The organism is Chryseobacterium sp., from assembly GCF_029240215.1.
Taxonomy (GTDB): domain Bacteria; phylum Bacteroidota; class Bacteroidia; order Flavobacteriales; family Weeksellaceae; genus Chryseobacterium.
Window position 1 is genome coordinate 32,762 of record NZ_JARBTK010000002.1, and the last position, 19,637, is coordinate 52,398.

Consider the following 19,637-nt stretch of genomic DNA (forward strand, 5'->3'; position numbering starts at 1 on the left):
GCAGATTTTCATTAATTTTACTTAAAAATAAAAGATATGACACAAATTATCATTAACCTAAACAACAAGGAAGAAGAGACCTTTGTGGAAACTTTTTTGAAAAAAATGAAAATCAGCTTTGAAAAAAATGAAGAGGATTTTGAATTAACGGGTGAAATGAAAAAAGTGATCGATGAAGCATTAAAACAAGACAGATCACAATCTGTAGATGCATTTGAATCGCTAAAGAGAATTTCAGAAAAGTATGGCATTTAAAATTCTCGTTTCTCCTATTGCAACCAATAATATTGATGATGCCATTAAATATTATAAGAGGCAATCTCAGTCATCTGCGAGAAGTTTTAGGAAGAAATTATTTGATGCTTATAAATCTTTACAGACGAATCCTTTCTTTGCTGTTAGGTAAAAAGATGTAAGAGCAATCCCTCTAAAGAAATTGCCGTATTTAGTTTTATTTGACATAGATGAGAAAGAGAAAATCGTAAACATCCTTTCCGTTTTCTGCACTCATCAGAATCCTGAAAAATATCCTTAAAATCTAATAATAAAAAGTAATAAAAGTAAAATGGCAGAAATTCTTGACGGATTAAAAGTATCCAAAGAAATAAAAGCAGAAATCAAGGTTGAAGTTGATAAAATCATTGCAAGCAAAAGAAGAGCACCCCATTTGGTGGCAATTCTTGTTGGAAACAATGGAGCGAGTAAAGCATATGTAAATGCTAAAGTGAAAGATTGTGAAGAAGTAGGTTTTCAATCTAGCTTAGTCAAATTTCCAAGTACGGTTTCTGAATCTGAATTATTGGAAAAAATTGAGGAACTTAATAAGGATAAATCTGTAGACGGATTTATCGTTCAGTTGCCTTTACCCGATCAGGTTGATCAGGAGAAAATCATTAACGCGATCGATCCAAGAAAAGATGTTGACGGTTTTCACCCTACCAATTTCGGGAAAATGGCTTTAGAAATGGATACATTTTTACCTGCAACTCCATTTGGAATTTTAACATTATTGGAAAGATATAATATTGAAACCAAAGGTAAAGACTGTGTCATCATCGGTAGAAGTAAAATCGTAGGAAGACCAATGAGTATCTTGATGGGAAGAAAAGATTTCCCGGGAAATTCAACGGTTACTTTGACCCATTCTTACACAAAAGACATCGAAGAATATACTAAAAAAGCAGACATCGTCATTACAGCTTTAGGTGATCCTCACTTTTTAAAAGGTGAAATGATCAAAGACGGAGCCGTGATTGTAGATGTAGGAATTACAAGAGTAGATAACAATTCCCCAAAAGGATACTATTTGGCAGGTGACGTCGATTTCGACAGCTGTGCGGCAAAAGCAAGCTGGATCACGCCTGTTCCCGGGGGTGTCGGACCTATGACAAGAGCAATGTTGATGAAAAACACCATCATCGCTTACAAAACTTCGGTCTATAATGACTAATTTAAAATGAATAAAGAAGAAGATATTTTATTAAATGAAGGTAAAATGCTCCCGGTGATGGAGCATTTTTACACGATTCAGGGAGAAGGAGCACACACCGGAAAAGCAGCCTATTTCATTAGATTGGGAGGCTGCGACGTCGGTTGCCATTGGTGTGATGTAAAGGAAAGCTGGAATCCTGATCTTCATCCTCTAATGAATGCGGAAGAAATTGCAGAAACGGCAGCAAAACATTGCAAGATTGTAGTGTTAACAGGGGGAGAACCATTGATGTGGAATTTAAATATCTTGACTTCCAAATTGAAAGAATTAGAATGTACCGTTCATATAGAAACTTCGGGAGCTTATCCGATGAGCGGACAACTGGACTGGATCACACTTTCACCAAAAAAAACAGGGCTTCCAAAGGAAGAAATCTATGCACAAGCGCATGAGTTGAAAATGATCATTTTTAACAATAATGATTTTAAATTTGCAGAAGAACAAGCTGCAAAAGTTTCTGAAAACTGCAGATTGTACCTTCAGAGTGAGTGGAGCAAGCGTGACGAAATGTATCCTAAGATCACAGACTTCATTCTTGCAAATCCGCGTTGGCAAGCGTCGGTTCAGACCCATAAATATCTTAATATCCCATAAAATTTCCTTAAATTAGCCTCTGTATCCTACATTTCAATAGATGCAAAGAATCCGGTATTCCAGATATTTAAAATCAATCATTATTTTGCTTGACCTTTTGGTGATTGCAGGTATTTTTATGCTGTATTTTTTAAATAAAAATCCGGATTTGGTGCACGCAGAAGATGTATTGTCTCGAAATTCATTTTCACTTCTGCTGCTCTACTCTTTCTGGATATTATTAAGCGGAAGGACAAAAATTTACAATATTGCCAGAAATCTTACGTATATAATATTTGTAGAACGTGTCATCGTTCATTTTATGTTATTTATCATCGGATTGGTTCTCATCAGAAAAGTCAGTAACAACCAATTTTTCAGTTCTGAGTTAACTTGGTTTTCACTCTACCTATTTTCCGCAGTTATTTTAACGAAATCTATTGTTTATTTTATTATTCGATATTTTCGGTCTTTAGGGATTAACAACAGAAATGTCATGTTTTTACATGAGGATGATTCTACCGAAACACTAAAAAATATTCTGAAAGAAAGGAAGGATTATGGCTATAAAATCTTCAACTATAGTTCAACCGAGATTGATTCACATGAACTTATCAGTTTCTGGAAATCCAACGGCATTCATACCCTATTCATTCCGACAGAAAATCTTTTTTCAGATCATACGAGAGATGAGATTTTCAGATTGGCAGAAGCTCATAAAGTACACATTTCATTGATACCCAATATTTCTCAAAACGATTATTTCTTTTTCGATTTGGGTTATATTGAGACTCAACCGGTTTTAAATCAAGGAAGATATCCTTTAGATTATTATTCTAATTTTTTGCTAAAAAGAACTTTTGATATTGTATTTTCCATATTGGTCTTAGTTTTGATTTGTTCATGGTTGTTTCCGATTATTGCATTTTTGATTAAAAGAAACTCAAAAGGTCCTGTTTTTTTTGTTCAGAAGAGATACGGTTTTCATGAAGAAGTTTTTAATTGTATTAAATTCCGAACCATGGTTGTAAATGATGATTCTTCCATAAAAACCACTGAAGAAAATGACACACGAATTACAAGAATCGGAAAGTTTTTAAGAAGAACAAGCTTAGATGAAATGCCTCAATTCATCAATGTTTTGAAGGGCGAAATGTCAATTGTAGGACCAAGACCTCACATGCTTGCAGTTGATAATTATTATAAGCCGAAAATAGGAAGATATACATTAAGAAGTTTAGCCAGCCCGGGAATCACAGGTTTGGCTCAGGTAAGTGGCTATCGCGGAGATTCGGGAAACGTAGAAGTAGAAATGAATAAACGCATCCTCGCAGATGCTTTTTATATAAGAAACTGGAGCTTTGTATTGGATATGATCATCATCTTAAAAACCATTGTTTTGGTGATAGGCGGCGACAAAAATGCGAAGTAAAATAAATAAAAATAGTCTAATTTAGCAGAATGTTAAAAAAGTTTTTTACAGCCATAGGTGAATACATGATCCTGATCGGTAAATCTCTTCAAAAGCCCCAGAAAATGAGAGTTTTCTGGAAGTTATTTATGAGAGAAATCAACGACTTGGGAGTCAATTCTTTTGGATTGGTTACTTTCACATCTATCTTCGTGGGAGCGGTGGTTGCCATTCAGATGTTTAATAATTTTAATGCATCTTCATTCCCCATACCAACTTCATTTGTAGGGTATGCAACCAAAGCAGTTTTAGTTCTTGAATTTGCACCTACTATTATCAGTTTGATTCTTGCAGGAAAAGTAGGATCATATATTGCATCAACTATCGGAACCATGCGTGTTTCTGAACAGATTGACGCATTAGATATTATGGGAGTCAACTCTCCCAACTTCCTTATTTTACCTAAAATCATCGCCTGTCTCATTTTTAATCCTATTTTGATTGCTATCAGTATCGTTTTTGGTATTGGTGGTGGGTACATTGCAGGAATGCTAACCGGAAACTGGACAACTGCAGATTACATCACAGGTATCCAAATGTATATGCCAAATCTTTTCATCATTTATGCATTTACCAAAACCATTGTTTTTGCATTTGTAATTGCGACAGTTCCTTCATACTTTGGATATTTCGTGAAAGGCGGTTCATTAGAAGTTGGTAGAGCAAGTACGCAAGCCGTGGTTTGGACAATGGTTTTCATCATTATTTCCGAATTAATTTTAACACAATTAATATTAAGCTGATGATTGAGGTAAAAGATCTTAAAAAGAGTTTTGGTGATGTTGAAGTGCTAAAAGGAATTTCAACCACATTCGAAAAAGGAAAAACCAACCTTATTATCGGACAAAGCGGATCGGGAAAAACCGTTTTCCTTAAAAGTTTACTGAATGTTTATCAGCCTTCTTCCGGAGAAATTTTGTTTGATGGAAGAGATATTAATGTGATGAACAGAGAAGAAAAACAGCAGCTTCGCTCAGAAATCGGAACTCTGTTTCAGGGAAGTGCATTATTTGACTCTTTAACGGTGGAAGAGAATATTATGTTTCCGCTCGATATGTTTACAAATCTGACTTTCAGAGAAAAGAAAAGAAGAGTTTTTGAGGTAATCGGAAGAGTACATTTAGATAAAGCCAACAGAAAGTTTCCTTCAGAAATTTCCGGAGGTATGCAAAAACGTGTTGCTATTGCCAGAGCAATTGTAAACCATCCGAAATACCTTTTCTGTGATGAGCCCAATTCAGGATTAGATCCTTATACATCTAACGTTATTGATGACTTATTGCTTGAAATCACGAAAGAATATAACACTACAACAATTATCAATACCCACGATATGAACTCGGTGATGACAATTGGTGAGAAAATTGTTTACCTGAGACTAGGGATTAAAGAATGGGAAGGCAATAAAGATATCCTGATTACCGCAGGCAATAAAAATCTGATTGACTTCGTTTATTCATCGGAATTATTCAAAGAATTGAGAGAATATTTACTCGAAAATAATAAAACTGTAGAAAATACAATCACTAAAATTGACGACAATGAAAAAGATAATTAGTACTACGTTATTAAGTTTTTCAATCTTTGCTTCGGCGCAGATTTCTCTTGCAGCAAAAGCAAACGTTTTGATCCCGACAAGCTCTGCATCCTGGAAAAACCTTAAAACGGCTGCAACCAATGCTGTAGAACAAAAAGGAAAAAACATTACAGGATTCAACGCAGGTTTGTCTCTTAAAATAGACTTACCTACTGCTTTATATTTAATGCCGGAAATTTATTATACAAATTTCAGTAATGAAGTGACAGTAGCAAACGACATTAACGCAGAAGCAACTACAATTAAAGCAAAAAGCAGCAGAATTGATGTTCCTGTTTTGGTAGGTGTAAATATTTTAGGAGATCTATTGAGCGCTTATGCAGGACCTGTAGGAAGCTTTAATCTTGCTAAAGGAGATAATTTTGGGAGCTTTGTACAAAAAGTTGATGCGAAGGAATTTACTGTTGGATATCAATTAGGTTTCCAAAGTGAAATTAAAAAAGTCATTCTATCTGCGAAATATGAAGGTGCTTTTTCAAAAGACCAAAGAAAATTTATCAACAATGTTGCAGGATCTAGTCAGGAAATCGACTACGACAACAGATCAAGTCTTTTTATGCTTGGTGTAGGATATAAATTTTAATTAAAATTTTATACGATATAAAAAAATCCTCAAATTAAATTTGAGGATTTTTATTTTGAAGTTCAAGTTCAGCTTCACGCTGTGCAATAATTGCAGCTTGCTTTTCAAGTTCTTCTTTATCTTTCTGAAGCTGCTTAAATTCTTTTCTCTGCTGCTCAGCTTTGATTGCCGAGCCTTTGCTCACATAACCAATCATTCCACCAATGATGAGCCCAATTCCAATTCCCGCCATTACTCCCATTACGTGAGAAATCGTAATCTTTTCAACAGTAAAATCTGTTGTCAGATAAAATAGCAATGCCGATACTGCTAAAAGTATAAGTCCTGTTATCGAGATACCTTTCATGATATGATAATTTTAGTTTAATGAAGTATAGTATAGAAAGAAAATTTATTTTAAACTAAACCTTTCCTCCTGCTGCTCTGTAATATTCTAATGCTTTGGGAAGATTTTTCTGAATATCTCCTACTCTTGATCCTGGGCTTGGGTGAGTAGACAAAAATTCAGGTTGTCTTGCTCCTGAAGACGAAGCCTCCATCCTATTCCAGAAAGGAATTGCCTGTCTTGGATCGTACCCCGCCATTGACATCAAATATAATCCCATTTGATCAGCTTCCAATTCCTGATTTCTACCATATTTCAACAAAACTACCTGCGACCCGATTGGATATACGCTTTGAAAGATTGCCGCCGTTTTTTCATTTTTTATTGCCAAACCAGACGCTGTACCCAAACCTTGGGCAATCATTGATTGTGAAATTCTTTCATTTCCGTGACCCGCCAATGCGTGAGAAACTTCGTGTCCCATTACAACAGCCAGACCTGTATCATCTTTAGTGATTGGAAGAATTCCGGAATAAACCGCAACTTTACCTCCCGGCATACACCAAGCGTTTACCTGACTGTCCTGAAGAAGATTGAATTCCCATTTATAATTTGCAAGATCGGCACCACGTCCTATACTTGCGTAATATTTTTCTGCAGCATTTTTTATTCTATTTCCTACATTTTTCACGCTTTGAGCCTGAGAACCTGTAACTATTTTTGACTCATTTAAAGTCTGCTTATATTGTTGTAAAGCCATTGCTTCGATCTCAGAATTATTTGCAATCTGTAGCGAAGATCTTCCCGTGATCGGGTTTGTCGTGCAAGCTGCAACAGATAAAACTGTAGCTCCTATTCCTAATAGATGTGTAATTTTCATTGTAATGCGGATTATAAGTTCAACCTTACAATTTCTATTCCAAAAAATAATCCGGAAGCAGATTTGCATAGATTTTGCTATTTACATTTTCTAATTTAAAGATTATGAAAAAGTTTATCAATATAATATCAGTTTTTATTTTAATCTTATTTTTTCAAAGCTGCTCTGCTCAAAATACTTCGGATTCACAAACCGTAAATACTTTGGTAAGTTCTGAAGAGTTTACCTTCCACGCAGAAAGAGCAAACCCAATGAATTATGATGTTATCAATGCACTTAATGGAATTCCAAACAATCCCTCAACCAGAATTCTTCAATTAGACAGTGACAGTTATGTGATTGAACTTAAAAAAGGAAAAATGGAAGTGGTTCTTCCTTATTTTGGAAGAGCATTCAATCCTACTTACGGAAGATCAGACAACAGTTACAGATTTACCTCAAAAGATTATACCGTTACAAAATCTCAAAGTAAAAAAGGAAATTGGGTCTTTAAAATCAAACCTAACGATGTAAGTAATGTTTCTGATATCAATATAGAAGTTTATAAAAACGGAAAAGCATTTACTTCGGTTCGAAGTAACGACAGACAACCGATTACATATGACGGATATATTTCTAAAAATGAAGAGATTAAAGAGAAAAAGATTGAATAATATCAATTCTTATTTAAAAATTTATTAACAAATAGTTTTGCTTCGGTACTTGGGTTTGAAACCATTGCCGAAGCATTTTTTTTGTGTTGAATATAAGCTTCTTCCAAAGAATTGTTTTTTTTCATCATTGATAAAATATATTCCTGAACCCAATATTCAAATCGTTTTTCTGCCTGTTGTTTTCTTACAATATCAAAACGTTCTGTTTTCTTTTTTAGAGAAATAAATTCATCAATTTTATTATAAACTTCATCCAAACCTTCATCATAAAGTGCAGAACCGAGTAAAACAGGAACCTTCCAATCTTTCTCTTTAGGCGGAATAAAATCCAGAGCTCTTTTTAATTCAAGCCTTGTATTTTTTGCTTTCTGAAGATTCTCTTTTTCAACTTTATTAATGAAAATGACATCGACCATTTCCATGATACCGCGTTTGATTCCCTGAAGTTCGTCTCCGCCGCCGATTATTTTTAGAAATAAAAAGACATCTGTAATATCAGCAACTAAAACTTCGGACTGTCCTACTCCAACGGTTTCAATTAAAATATAGTCATAGCCCGCTGCTTCACAGATGATCATCGTTTCAAAAGTTGTATTGGCAACACCACCCAAAAATCCGGAGCTTGGGGAAGGTCGAATGAATGCATTTTCTTCTTTTGCCAATTCTTCCATTCGAGTTTTGTCACCCAAAATACTGCCTTTATTGATTGCCGAACTGGGATCAATTGCCAAAACAGCAACCTTTTTACCCTTTGAGATTGCCAATCTTCCAAAATTTTCTATAAAAGTTGATTTTCCGGCTCCGGGAACTCCTGTAATTCCTACACGGACAGATTTTCCGGTGAAAGGCATTATTTGTTTTAATAAATCTTCCGCCTGTAATCTGTGTTCAGGTTTCTTGCTTTCAACCAAAGTAATAGCTTTTGCAATCAAACGCTTATCGCCCGATCGTATTCCTTCTATTAACTCTTCTGTAGAAAATTTCATCTGATTATTTCTAATTTTTTCAAAGGCCAGATCAGACCTAACGGTTTTATTGATTCAAAAATATAAAAATAACATGCAAAATCCGAAGAAAACGGATTATTAATTTTAATGCTTCTAAATTAAACCCATTTGTATGATGCCTTTCGGGAATTGCCTATTTTTGTTATCATTCAAATAAAAACCATATGAAAAAATTGATTGCTGCGGCATCTTTCACTGCAATTTTAGTAGCTTCTTGTACACCAAAAGCCTCAACACCAGTAGCTCCGACGGGATCTGCAGTTTCTACTGCCGAACAATTGGCTCAGGGAAAAACAATTTTTGAAAATTCATGCAAAAGATGTCACGGTTTGCCAGATCCAACCGCCTACACCTCTGTGCAATGGGTAGGAATCATGAATTCTATGGCTCCAAAAGCAAAACTTACAGATGAGCAACATCAGTGGGTTTATGATTATGTAGTTTCTGTGAAAAAGTAATTAAATCATTCACCAAAATAATAATATGAAAAAGTTAGTTTTAAGTTTTGTCCTATTTTCGGCTTTTTTAGTTTCATGCGGACCGAAAAGTACTGCCGTAACCGGACCAAAATATACCTCATCTGAACAACTCGCTCAAGGGAAAACAATTTTTGAAAACTCGTGCAACAAATGTCATGGCTTACCAAACCCGACAAAACATGACGATCAGGGATGGATAAAAACCTTAAGCAGAATGGCTCCCAGAGCTAGGTTAAATGACGACCAACATCAAATGGTTTATGACTATCTTATTTCTGTAAATAAAAAATAGGCTTTCACCTGAAAGTCTATTTTTGTTTTAATTCTATTCCCAGGCCTGGTTTTTTGGAGAGAATTATTTTACCGTTTTCTACAAAATTTCCAGTGGCATAATCGTTGGAAATAAGATTGGCCCCGTCTAAATCTATGTAATCAACAAGTCCAGTCAAAACACAACCCGCAGAAATTCCGATAGTAGATTCTGTCATGCAACCGATCATGATTTTATAGTTTAATTCTCGGGCTTTTTTGATCATTTTTAAAGCGGGAGTCAATCCTCCACATTTCATTAATTTGATGTTGATGCTTTTATAATAAGGAATTAATTCGTCCAATGAATCCAAATCTTGGCAATCTTCGTCTGCCATCCAATTGGCGAAACTTTCTTTTTTAAGAATTTTATACTGATTAATTGGTCTTGGTTGCTCTAAATATGAAAAATTCTGAACCTCAATATTTTCCTGAAACCAAAGACAATCTTCATCGGTAAAACTTGCGTTGGAGTCTAAAGCGATATTTCGATTTAATTGTAACAATTTTTCAACATTGTTTTTATCTAAACCTTTACATTTTACTTTGAATTTGTTCCAACTGCTTTTTTCAATTTTTTGAATCTGTTTGTCAATTTCTTCGACTGAGATTGTGATCGAACTTTCGACTAAATTTTCAGAAGAAAGCTGATTTAATTCAATAAAACTTTTGTTTTCCAGTTTCCCGAAAAGATCCCAATAGGCACAATCCAAAGCAGAAAGTAAAAATGGATGAAGATTTAAACTGAATAAAAATTTGAAAAGTTCTTTTGGATGAATGATTTTCTGTGACTCAATTTTAGATTGAATTTCTTTTAATTTTAAAACAAAACTTTGAAGATCAATTTGATAATAATCGATCGCAACGCACTCTCCGTAACCTTTGCCATTTTGGTGAGATAGTTCTATGAGTAATGCTTCTCTTTTATCGTAGTTTCCGCAAGCGATTGAGAATGTTTCTTTTAATTGAAGTTGTATAAGTTCAAACCGTAATTCCATTATTAAATTTACAAAAAAAGGAGACTTATTTCGTCTCCTCCTTCTTTTTAATTTGTTTTTGTTTTAGCTTTTTAGGCATTTTAGATTTTACAAATTTTTTACGATCTCTCACCAAATCAAGGCTGCACGATGTAAAGCAGTATTTTTCTGCTTCATTTAAAAACTTTAAGGCATTCGGCAAACTTCCTCTTTTTTCGGAAAGCAAAGATCGATAAAGCCAAATGATTGATTTATCCATTCCTTTTATTTTCAGTGAATATTTGATCAGTTTTTCGGCTTCATGGAAATCTTCATTATCCAAAAGACATTTGATGTAATATTGTGGAACATTTAAATTCGTTACATCACACTGCATCGCCTCCTCAAAATAGAGCTTTGCTTTTTCGTAGTCAGTCAACATTTCGCTGTAGATTCTTCCCATCAGACAAAGGCTGTCTGCATCTTCCGGATCGTAAGACAAAGCATAATTCAATGCTTCCAGGCAATCCGGTAAGCTGTAAGGATAATTATCTAAAGCCTCGAAGTAATATTTACTTTTAGTTAAGGTCATTTTTGTAGTTTTTTTAATTCGTTTTTCAGGACGTTTCTTTGTTTTTTGAACGATTTTTCCTGATAATTCTTTTTAAAATCTGTGCCCGAAAATGTACGGATTGGACTTCCTCTCTGCACCTGCAAATGGTTGTTCCAGGTCTCCTGCATTCTTTTTTGAAGATGAATAATATTCCGTTCCAACACTTTTTCTTTTAATCTTCTGATAGACAGTTTTTTATTCTCCAATTGTGAACGCGTATCTTGTACGAAAACACTTTGTCCCGTTGGTAAATGAGTCGCGCGAACAGCTGTATTCACTTTATTTACATTCTGTCCGCCACTTCCCTGACTTCTTGTTGTCTGGAATTGAATATCTTTTTCATTAAAATTAATTTTCTCCAATCCTTCCAGTTCAAAAACCCCGATGAACCAATTGCTTCTTTTATGCAATTTTCGGAATGCACTTTTTCCTGTCCAACAAATGCTTCCTAACCATGTTTTCAAAAATTCATTTAAATCTTTTGCTTTTAAAATGATGGTTACGGATTTCAATGTCAGATTTTCATCACCATTTTCGCGGTGGATGATTTCGTAGTCTATATTATTATTTTTTGCTTCCTCAAGGAAGACCTTCAGCACTTTGGCAACTACCCATTGACATTCCAAAGGTCCTCTTCCTGAGGTTATTTGTATTAATTTTTCCATTATTATTTGGGCATTTCATTTAATTTTGGATGACCAACAGGATTAATTTCTTTTTCCAATAAATCTTTTGCAGCCATTACCGCCCAACATTTATCGCTGGAATGAATATTTCTGTAAAATGAAAGTAAAACATCAGGTCTCACAACAGTAAATCCATTGGCTTCTACAGTTTCAAGATCGTTTCTCTCAAAGAAATCAATTGTAATTCTGTAGAATTTCCCGTTTTCCAGTTCGATTGTTTTCTCATACCTACGGAAGTTTTCTTCACTTGGCAAATGATCGTAACGAGTCCATACTTTCTGAAACCCTTCCTGCTGAAGAATCATAACCACTTCAGCTACATTTTCCTTATTTACAAAAATATCAATATCCTTATGATCATGAGCGTGCTTGTATTCTGTATGCCCAATTTCAGACATAAAATGCCACGCCCAGCCTCCTGATAAAATGACTTTATTTTTTAATTTTTCTAAAATTTCCAATCCGTGTTGAATTCTAAATTCCGGCCAGACTTCACCGTACCTTTTTATATTATGTGGTGCTCCCATTTTTTTGTTTTAAATTGTTTTCTACTCTGAATGACAGTACTTATTCAAACCTCATAGGTTTTTGAAGCTTATGAGGTTTATTGACTTAACGTTATCACTAGCCCCGATTGCAGCAATTGTTTGAGCTCATTTTGTGGGTTTCGGCGGCGGGGTTTGCGCCGCCGAAAACCACAAAAAATCCAGTGAGGAAAGTTACATATTTCTAGTTCTTAGTTAAAAACTATCACCTGACAATCAAAAAATTACTTATCCATTCTCACAATTCTAGGTTGGAAAGTTCCGAGGATATCAACCAATTCGCTTTGAGCATTCATGACCTCGTTGATGTCTTTGTATGCCATTGGTGCTTCTTCGGTATTTCCGCCCATCAAAGTGACATTTTTGAGTTTTAATTCTTTTTTGATATCATTTTGAGTGAAAAGATTTCTGCATTCTCCTCTCGAAAAAGCTCGTCCTGCACCGTGTGAAGCTGAGTTCAGCGAATCCGGGTTTCCTTTTCCGCGAACGATGAAACCTTTTGCCGTCATCGATCCGGGAATCAATCCCAATTCATTTTCATTAGCCGGAGTGGCGCCTTTTCTGTGAACTATCACTTCTTTTCCGTTGTGAATTTCTTTCCACGCAAAATTGTGATGGTTTTCGATTCTGGCTTTTACTCTGCCTCCGACTGCTTTCACCAATCTTCTATGAATATCGTCGTGACAGGCTGAAGCATAATCTCCCGCCAAATTCATCGCCGTCCAGTATTCTAATCCGAGATGCGTGTTCAAATCCAGCCAGGCGAAGTTTTGAGCTTCTTTTGGCAACGGACATTGTTCTGTCGCAATTCTTGAATAATATTGAGCGATCTCAGCTCCCAATCCACGTGACCCGCTGTGTGAAAGGATTCCGAGGTATTTTCCTTTTGGAAGTCCGATCTGTTTGTCTTCTTCAGTGATTTCAACTTCCCCGAATTCTACAAAGTGATTTCCGCCGCCGGAACTTCCCATTTGCTTGATGGCTTTTCCTTTTAATCTTCTCAAAATCGGGATCATATCAAATGTATCTCTATCGAAAATTTCGTGATCGACGTGAGATTTATGTGTTTCATACATCCCGAATTTAGTATGCTCGGCAAGAGCTTTTTCATATTTATCTCTTGCTCCGTCGAGATATGAAATTGGGGTATCCAAAATACTGAGGCTCATTCTGCAGCCAATATCCATCCCGACTCCGTAAGGAATTACTGCATTTTCAACTGCTAAAACTCCACCAATCGGAAGTCCGTAACCGCTGTGTGCATCGGGCATTAAAGCTCCCTGTAATGAAATAGGAAGTTTCAAAGCCGTGTACAACTGGTTCTTTGCTTCATCCGAAATATTGTTTCCGAAAATGTGAAAAGAAGTACGGTTTGTATTCAACATTCTTTTTTCAGTTTTCTTTGATGAAAGCAAGGCTTCTGCGATTTGCCCGAAGGTTAAATCTTTTTCGTAATTCTCCGGATTGATCAGAATTTCTTTTAAAAGAGATTTTACGTGATGAATATTTTTTGTTGCAAAATTTCTTTTCATGACTTCCAAAGCGATATTGACGCTCTGATTGTTTGGATAGCCTATTTTTAATATATCTTTTCCTTTAAGTTTTAAATTTCCCATTGTTCTTTTATAAGATGTTAGATATTAGATGCTAGAAGTTAGACTTTGAGCATTTAATACTTTTTCAACTAAACATTTAGTTTAGCTTTAATTTATTGTCATTTTGAACGTGAAACAGATTCTTCCTTCGTCAGAATGACAATTCGGAGTGTTTTCTATCCCCAATTGCAGCGACATCCTTTTTTAGTAATGGCTTGAAAAAAGCGATGGCAAAAAAAGACATAACACTTCGACTTCGCTCAGTATAAACTACAAGCGGGAAATAACTCCTAAATTTTATTAAAATGATTTCGGGGAAACTTGTTTGAGTTTGAAATATTGCGCAATAAAAAACCCGAAATCTTTACGACTTCGGGTTTTGATATTTCATTGTACTGTTATTCTAAGAATGTACCAAACCACGAAGCCTTACCACCATAAGTGGCAAATCGAAAGGAGAATTATGATCTAATTTGAACATTGCTTCGTTGTTTTTTAATTGGTTAAACTTTATTTTCAGTTGCAAAGATAAAATAATTTTGATACCTGCAAATATTTTTTTGAGAAAATTCATAAAAAAATCTGAACAAATTTCTTTATTCAGATTTTATATTGTAAAATTTAGTTTAATCTTTTGATCCAAGATCATCCATTGTATCTTCCATTCCTCTTGACTTTGTACTGTATGTTCTTTCGGAATCTAAGAAGTAAAGATTGTGTCTGGCTTTGGCAATAATTCCGTTGTAGACATCTTCGGGAAGACCTGCTGTATCTGGTTTTTCTTGCTTAAAAGATGGTTTGTTATAAATCTTTAAAGCACCACATTCATCAAGAATTTTTTTGGCGTTTTGTGCTTCCGTAATATCGGAAGTGTATACAACTAAGTTTACTTTACCTACACTTTCTCTGCTGTAAGCATCTAACATTTCGGTATCACTCACGAAGACGTGATCCCAGAAACTTTTTGTTTTTTCGTCATCCTGATAATCGTCTACCGTCGATTCATTTTGAAATTTAGATTTTGAAACAATGATATCTGCTTCGTTGAATCCCTGATTTTTTAACTTTGATTTGATTTCCTCTGTGTCTACACTTGCAGGAAACACTGAAATTACTGTATAAGCCATAATAATTATGTTTTGGTTATGACTTACAGTACAAAAGCTGTGCAAAAAAGGGTTAAAAGTGTCTGTTAACTCAAATTTAAAACTCTTTTTCAGAAAAATTAAAATGTAATCTTAGCTTTTCATACGGTCTTACTTAAAAATTTATTCAGAATATCAACAGCACACTTCGGTAAATTTGTTCCGGGACCGAAAATAAAATCTGCTCCGTTCGCATATAAAAATTCGTAGTCCTGTTGAGGAATTACTCCACCAACAACAATTGTAATATCGTCTGCTCCGAGTTTCTTTAATTCTTCCACAACCTGTGGAACTAAAGTTTTGTGACCTGCCGCCAAAGATGAAACCCCTAAAATATGAATATCATTTTCCACCGCTTGTTTTGCCACCTCTTCCGGAGTCTGGAATAACGGCGCAACATCCACATCAAACCCCATGTCTGCAAATGCCGTTGCAACCACTTTTGCACCACGATCGTGACCATCCTGTCCCATTTTTGCCACCATGATTCTTGGACGGCGGCCTTCTTCTTCTTCAAATTTCTGAGTCAGCTGAAGAGCCTGTCCGAAATATTCATTTTTACCTGCATTCATAGCATAAACCCCCTGTATTGTTCTGATATTAGCCTTGTAACGTCCGAAACTTTCTTCCATTGCATCGCTCATTTCACCTAACGTCACTCTTCTTCGAGCCGCTTCAATGCACAATGCCAATAAATTTTTATCTCTGTCTACGGCGGCTTTTCTTATTTCCTCAAGAACTTCCTCAGCTTTCTGTGGGTTTCTTTCTGATTTTATTTTTTCGAGTCTTTCGATCTGCTTTCTGCGAACTTCAGTGTTATCAATATCTAAAATATCGATCGGTGCTTGCTTTAAACTTGATCTGAAAGAATTGACACCAATGATAAATTCTTCGCTGCTGTCGATTTTTGCCTGTTTTTTTGCAGCCGCTTCTTCAATTCTCATTTTTGGGATTCCGGCTTCGATGGCTTTCGTCATTCCGCCTTCTTTTTCAACCTCATCGATGTATTTCATGGCTTCTTCGATCATCTGTTGTGTAAGACTTTCCACCAGATTACTTCCCCCCATCGGATCTACAACATCACAGATTCCGCTTTCCTGCTGAAGAATAATTTGTGTATTTCTTGCTATTTTAGCCGAATAATCTGTAGGAAGTGCTATTGCTTCGTCTAAAGCATTGGTATGTAAAGACTGGGTTCCGCCTAAAGCCGACGACAAAGCTTCAATGGCTGTTCTAGTAATATTGTTGAAAGGTTCCTGCTCTGTTAAAGACCAACCTGAAGTCTGAGAATGCGTTCTTAAAGCTAAAGATTTTGGATTTTGAGGGTTGAACTGTTTTAAAAGTGTTGCCCAAATGTATCTTGCTGCACGCATTTTAGCAATTTCCATGAAATGATTCATCCCAATTGCCCAAAAAAATGATAGTCTCGGAGCAAAATCATCGACGTTCATTCCTGCTTTAATTCCGGTTCGTACATATTCTAAACCATCTGCAATCGTGTAAGCCATTTCCAGAACCGGAGTTGCTCCCGCTTCCTGCATATGATATCCAGAAATAGAAATGGAGTTGAACTTAGGAATATTCTGCGCTGTATATTCAAAAATATCTGCAATGATTTTCATGGAAGGTTCAGGCGGATAAATATATGTATTCCGCACCATGAATTCTTTCAAAATGTCATTCTGAATAGTTCCTGAAAGTGAATCCTGAGCAATCCCCTGTTCTTCAGCAGCAACAATATAAAATGACAAAATTGGTAAAACCGCACCATTCATCGTCATGGAAACCGAAATTTCATCTAAAGGAATTTCATTGAACAAAATTTTCATATCCTCAACAGAATCGATGGCAACTCCGGCTTTTCCTACATCTCCGACAACTCTTGGATGATCTGAATCGTAACCCCTGTGAGTAGCCAAATCAAATGCCACGGAAAGTCCTTTTTGTCCGGCAGCCAGATTTCTTCTATAAAAAGCATTAGATTCTTCAGCTGTAGAAAAACCTGCGTACTGACGAACAGTCCACGGTTTTTGAACATACATGGTAGAGTACGGACCTCTTAAAAAAGGTGCAATTCCCGGTGAACCGTCACTGATATTTTTATCTTTAATATCTTCTGCGGAATACTTTGACTTCAGCTGAAGACCATCTTTCTCGAATTGATAAACTTCAAGATGCTTTTCTGATATGCTAAATTGGGGATTTTTATTCTGAATTTCCCTTCTCATGAGTTCGGATTTAAGATTTTAAAAATAAGCATTTTTAGATTAATGTTTTGAGATTGATTTCCGATGAAAATATTAATGTTTTAATGAAAAGAGCACAAAGATTTTTTTGACTACAAACTGTTTCAAGTTCGGAAAGGTTTGGAGTGAAATTGAATTTTTAAAAATAGCGCATTCTAAAACTTGGTAATTCTTATTAAAATAAATAAGATTTTATCCTCATCCTTTATTAAATCGTTTCTTCGAAACTTTTAGCGATTTAATCCAAAAAAGCGAAATTGCATTGCTACAACTTCGCTTTTGTTTTTATTTGAACTATTAAAATTTCAAATATTTAATTATTTTCCAAGCTTCTTGATTCCCATTTCATATAAGGCAAAAGAAATAAGATCTGCATTTTCGCTGATTACCTGATCAGTTGCTCTTCCTGCTCCGTGACCTGCGTTTTTTTCAATTCTTAATAAAATCGGATTTCCACATTTCTGCTTTTCCTGTAATTCTGCTCCGAATTTAAAAGAATGTGCCGGAACTACTCTGTCATCATGGTCACTTGTAATAATCATGGTTGACGGATAGCAGGTTCCTGCTTTGACATTATGGACAGGAGAATATGATTTTAAATAATCAAACATTTCTTTGTTGTCTTCCGCAGTTCCATAATCGTATGACCAACCTGCTCCTGCTGTAAACTTATTATACCTCAACATATCTAAAACCCCAACTCCCGGAAAGGCAACTTTCGCAAGATCAGGACGCATCGTCATCGTTGCACCAACTAATAGTCCACCATTTGATCTCCCAGAAAGTGCCATATATTCTTTTGAAGTATAACCTTTGCTCTGTAAATATTCTCCTGCTGCAATGAAGTCGTCGAAGACATTCTTCTTTTGCATTTTCGTTCCTGCATCGTGCCATTTTTTACCATATTCGCCACCACCTCTAATATTTGGAACGGCATAAATTCCGCCATTTTCCATCCAGATTGCATTAACCACAGAGAACGATGGCTGTAAACTGATATTGAAACCTCCATAAGAATATAAAATCGTTGGATTCTTACCGTCTAATTTTGTTCCTTTTTTATAATTAATCATCATCGGAACTTTTGTACCGTCTTTTGATGTGTAGAAAACCTGCTCAGAAACATAATCTTCAGGATTAAATTTCACTTTCGGCTTTTGATAAACTTCAGATTTTCCGGTGTCTGCATCGAATTTGTAAGTAGTTCCCGGTGTAATGTAGTTGCTGAAAGAATAATACATTTCTTTCTCTTCTTTTTTACCTCCAAAACCTCCAACATTTCCTTTTCCGGGAAGTGTAATTTCTCTGAGCAATTTTCCGGCTTTGTCAAACTGTTTTACCTGATCGATTGCATCAACCATATATGTTGCGAAAAAATAACCACCTCCTGATGAAATTCCCAATACATTTTCTGTCTGTGGAATCACATCTTTCCAAGTTTCAGGAGAAGGGTTTTTGATGTTCGTTTTTACCAGACGCATATTCGGAGCATCTTTATCTGTAAAGATGAAAAGATCATCACCCTGTGTATCTACAATACTTACGTTGATGTCAAAACCTTTGTTGATCTGAACGAAATCACCACCGTTTTTTAAATCTTTAATATAAATCTCATTTCCATTGGTTGCATTCGCAGCAGAAATAATCAAATATCTCTGATCCTCAGAAACTCCTGCTCCCAAATATCTTCGCGGAGTCTTATCACCCCCGAAAACTAACTGATCTGCAGATTGTTTTGTCCCTAATTTGTGAAAGAAAACTTTATGCTTATCAGTCATTCCTGACAAAACCGTTCCTTCTTTCGGTTTGTCGTAGCTTGAATAATAGAAACCTTCATCGCCCAACCATGAAATTCCGCTGAATTTTACATCAACAATGGTTTCGTCTATTTGCTTTTTTGTAATTGCATCGATAATGATGATCTTATTCCAGTCGCTTCCACCTTCTGAGATTGCGTACGCTGCTAAATTTCCTTTTTTGTTGAAAGACAAACTTGAAAGTGAAGTCGTGCCTTTGTCTGAAAATTTATTCGGATCTAAAAACACTTCTGTTGCTTTCGTCTTGTTGTTGGTTCGGTATAAAACTGACTGTGCCTGAAGGCCGTTGTTTTTATAATAATAGGTATAATCTCCTTCTTTGAAAGGTGCACTGATTTTTTCGTAATTCCAGATTTCTGTCAACTGATTTTTGATCTGCTCTCTGAAAGGAATTTTTGAAAGGTAATTCTGACTGTATGCAACTTCTTCATCCACCCATTTTTTGGTGGGTTCAGAATCGTTTTCTAAATCTCTGTACGGATCTGCAACTGCAGTTCCGAAGTAGGTATCGGTCTGATTTCCTTTTACGGCTTTAGGATAATTCATTTTCTGAGAATAAATAGTAGCTGAAAACAATACTCCAGCTGTTAATAGGATTGGTTTGAAATTCATTGTAGTGGATTTTCTCAAATTTAAGGAAAGTTGTGGGAATAAAAAAAACGAAG

Annotated in this window: 23 protein-coding genes; 11 read left to right on the top strand and 12 right to left on the bottom strand. The window is 35.6% G+C overall.

Annotated features, from left to right (window positions below):
- Positions 1–36 precede the first annotated feature (36 nt).
- The 8 genes from K0R77_RS04025 (at position 37) to K0R77_RS04060 (ending at position 5,716) form a co-directional block, all read left to right on the top strand.
- Entirely contained in the window at positions 37–255 is a 219-nt protein-coding gene (locus K0R77_RS04025) for a hypothetical protein (RefSeq protein WP_300348703.1), read from the top strand.
- Positions 245–406: a type II toxin-antitoxin system RelE/ParE family toxin gene (locus K0R77_RS04030; protein ID WP_300348725.1), complete on the top strand. Its 162-nt coding sequence runs from the start codon at positions 245–247 to the stop codon at positions 404–406. Before K0R77_RS04025 ends, K0R77_RS04030 begins: the two co-directional genes overlap by 11 nt.
- 159 nt (positions 407–565) lie before the next feature.
- Entirely contained in the window at positions 566–1,450 is an 885-nt protein-coding gene (locus tag K0R77_RS04035) for a bifunctional 5,10-methylenetetrahydrofolate dehydrogenase/5,10-methenyltetrahydrofolate cyclohydrolase (RefSeq protein WP_300348728.1), read from the top strand.
- Positions 1,451–1,456: 6 nt separating this feature from the next.
- Entirely contained in the window at positions 1,457–2,086 is a 630-nt protein-coding gene (locus tag K0R77_RS04040; RefSeq protein WP_300348731.1) for a 7-carboxy-7-deazaguanine synthase QueE, read from the top strand.
- Positions 2,087–2,126: 40 nt separating this feature from the next.
- A complete protein-coding gene (locus K0R77_RS04045; protein WP_300348742.1) occupies positions 2,127–3,497 on the top strand; it encodes an exopolysaccharide biosynthesis polyprenyl glycosylphosphotransferase in 1,371 nt (456 codons plus the stop codon).
- A 29-nt stretch (positions 3,498–3,526) separates the two neighbouring features.
- A complete protein-coding gene (locus K0R77_RS04050; RefSeq protein ID WP_300348758.1) occupies positions 3,527–4,279 on the top strand; it encodes an ABC transporter permease in 753 nt (250 codons plus the stop codon).
- Positions 4,279–5,094, top strand: coding sequence for an ABC transporter ATP-binding protein (locus tag K0R77_RS04055; protein WP_300348768.1), 816 nt, complete (start codon positions 4,279–4,281; stop codon positions 5,092–5,094). The genes K0R77_RS04050 and K0R77_RS04055 overlap by 1 nt, the downstream gene beginning before the upstream one ends.
- A complete protein-coding gene (locus K0R77_RS04060; RefSeq protein WP_300348780.1) occupies positions 5,078–5,716 on the top strand; it encodes an outer membrane beta-barrel protein in 639 nt (212 codons plus the stop codon). The genes K0R77_RS04055 and K0R77_RS04060 overlap by 17 nt, the downstream gene beginning before the upstream one ends.
- A gap of 34 nt (positions 5,717–5,750) precedes the next feature.
- On the opposite strand, the gene K0R77_RS04065 is transcribed toward K0R77_RS04060, so the two are convergent.
- Together K0R77_RS04065 and K0R77_RS04070 are read right to left on the bottom strand one after the other, a co-directional pair.
- Entirely contained in the window at positions 5,751–6,062 is a 312-nt protein-coding gene (locus tag K0R77_RS04065) for a hypothetical protein (RefSeq protein ID WP_300348789.1), read from the bottom strand.
- Positions 6,063–6,117: 55 nt separating this feature from the next.
- A complete protein-coding gene (locus K0R77_RS04070; protein ID WP_300348801.1) occupies positions 6,118–6,921 on the bottom strand; it encodes a M48 family metallopeptidase in 804 nt (267 codons plus the stop codon).
- A 104-nt stretch (positions 6,922–7,025) separates the two neighbouring features.
- Here K0R77_RS04070 and K0R77_RS04075 point away from each other — a divergent pair, with 104 nt between their 5' ends.
- The gene (locus tag K0R77_RS04075) at positions 7,026–7,574 is read left to right on the top strand and encodes a DUF4251 domain-containing protein (protein WP_300348804.1); all 549 of its coding nucleotides are present in this window, start codon (positions 7,026–7,028) and stop codon (positions 7,572–7,574) included.
- Positions 7,575–7,576: 2 nt separating this feature from the next.
- On the opposite strand, the gene meaB is transcribed toward K0R77_RS04075, so the two are convergent.
- Complete coding sequence (gene meaB, locus K0R77_RS04080; protein ID WP_300348814.1) at positions 7,577–8,560, bottom strand: methylmalonyl Co-A mutase-associated GTPase MeaB; 984 nt, start codon at positions 8,558–8,560, stop codon at positions 7,577–7,579.
- Between the two features lie 185 nt (positions 8,561–8,745).
- Here meaB and K0R77_RS04085 point away from each other — a divergent pair, with 185 nt between their 5' ends.
- Both K0R77_RS04085 and K0R77_RS04090 read left to right on the top strand, forming a co-directional pair.
- Positions 8,746–9,039, top strand: a complete 294-nt coding sequence (locus tag K0R77_RS04085) for a cytochrome C (RefSeq protein ID WP_300348826.1) — start codon at positions 8,746–8,748, stop codon at positions 9,037–9,039.
- A gap of 25 nt (positions 9,040–9,064) precedes the next feature.
- Complete coding sequence (locus K0R77_RS04090) at positions 9,065–9,352, top strand: cytochrome C (protein WP_300348834.1); 288 nt, start codon at positions 9,065–9,067, stop codon at positions 9,350–9,352.
- Positions 9,353–9,368: 16 nt separating this feature from the next.
- Here the strand turns inward: K0R77_RS04090 and K0R77_RS04095 are convergent, their stop codons facing one another.
- The 9 genes from K0R77_RS04095 to K0R77_RS04135 all read right to left on the bottom strand — a co-directional run bounded on the left by K0R77_RS04095 (position 9,369) and on the right by K0R77_RS04135 (position 19,584).
- Positions 9,369–10,367: an enolase C-terminal domain-like protein gene (locus K0R77_RS04095; protein WP_300348843.1), complete on the bottom strand. Its 999-nt coding sequence runs from the start codon at positions 10,365–10,367 to the stop codon at positions 9,369–9,371.
- A 25-nt stretch (positions 10,368–10,392) separates the two neighbouring features.
- Positions 10,393–10,917 carry a hypothetical protein gene (locus K0R77_RS04100; RefSeq protein WP_300348853.1) on the bottom strand — a complete coding sequence of 175 codons (525 nt, stop codon included), beginning with the start codon at positions 10,915–10,917 and terminating at the stop codon, positions 10,393–10,395.
- Entirely contained in the window at positions 10,914–11,606 is a 693-nt protein-coding gene (prfH, locus tag K0R77_RS04105) for a peptide chain release factor H (protein ID WP_300350423.1), read from the bottom strand. Before prfH ends, K0R77_RS04100 begins: the two co-directional genes overlap by 4 nt.
- Positions 11,606–12,151 carry a hypothetical protein gene (locus K0R77_RS04110; protein ID WP_300348863.1) on the bottom strand — a complete coding sequence of 182 codons (546 nt, stop codon included), beginning with the start codon at positions 12,149–12,151 and terminating at the stop codon, positions 11,606–11,608. Before K0R77_RS04110 ends, prfH begins: the two co-directional genes overlap by 1 nt.
- Before the next feature lie 242 nt (positions 12,152–12,393).
- A complete protein-coding gene (locus K0R77_RS04115; protein ID WP_300348865.1) occupies positions 12,394–13,785 on the bottom strand; it encodes an RtcB family protein in 1,392 nt (463 codons plus the stop codon).
- Positions 13,786–14,167: 382 nt separating this feature from the next.
- The gene (locus tag K0R77_RS04120; RefSeq protein ID WP_300348867.1) at positions 14,168–14,338 is read right to left on the bottom strand and encodes a hypothetical protein; all 171 of its coding nucleotides are present in this window, start codon (positions 14,336–14,338) and stop codon (positions 14,168–14,170) included.
- A 52-nt stretch (positions 14,339–14,390) separates the two neighbouring features.
- On the bottom strand, positions 14,391–14,891 hold the full coding sequence (locus K0R77_RS04125; protein ID WP_300348869.1) for a hypothetical protein: 501 nt from the start codon (positions 14,889–14,891) through the stop codon (positions 14,391–14,393).
- A 119-nt stretch (positions 14,892–15,010) separates the two neighbouring features.
- Positions 15,011–17,137: a methylmalonyl-CoA mutase gene (scpA, locus tag K0R77_RS04130; RefSeq protein WP_300348871.1), complete on the bottom strand. Its 2,127-nt coding sequence runs from the start codon at positions 17,135–17,137 to the stop codon at positions 15,011–15,013.
- Positions 17,138–17,472: 335 nt separating this feature from the next.
- Positions 17,473–19,584 (bottom strand): prolyl oligopeptidase family serine peptidase, encoded by a 2,112-nt coding sequence (locus tag K0R77_RS04135; RefSeq protein ID WP_300348873.1) that lies wholly within the window; start codon positions 19,582–19,584, stop codon positions 17,473–17,475.
- Between the last annotated feature and the right edge of the window lie 53 nt (positions 19,585–19,637).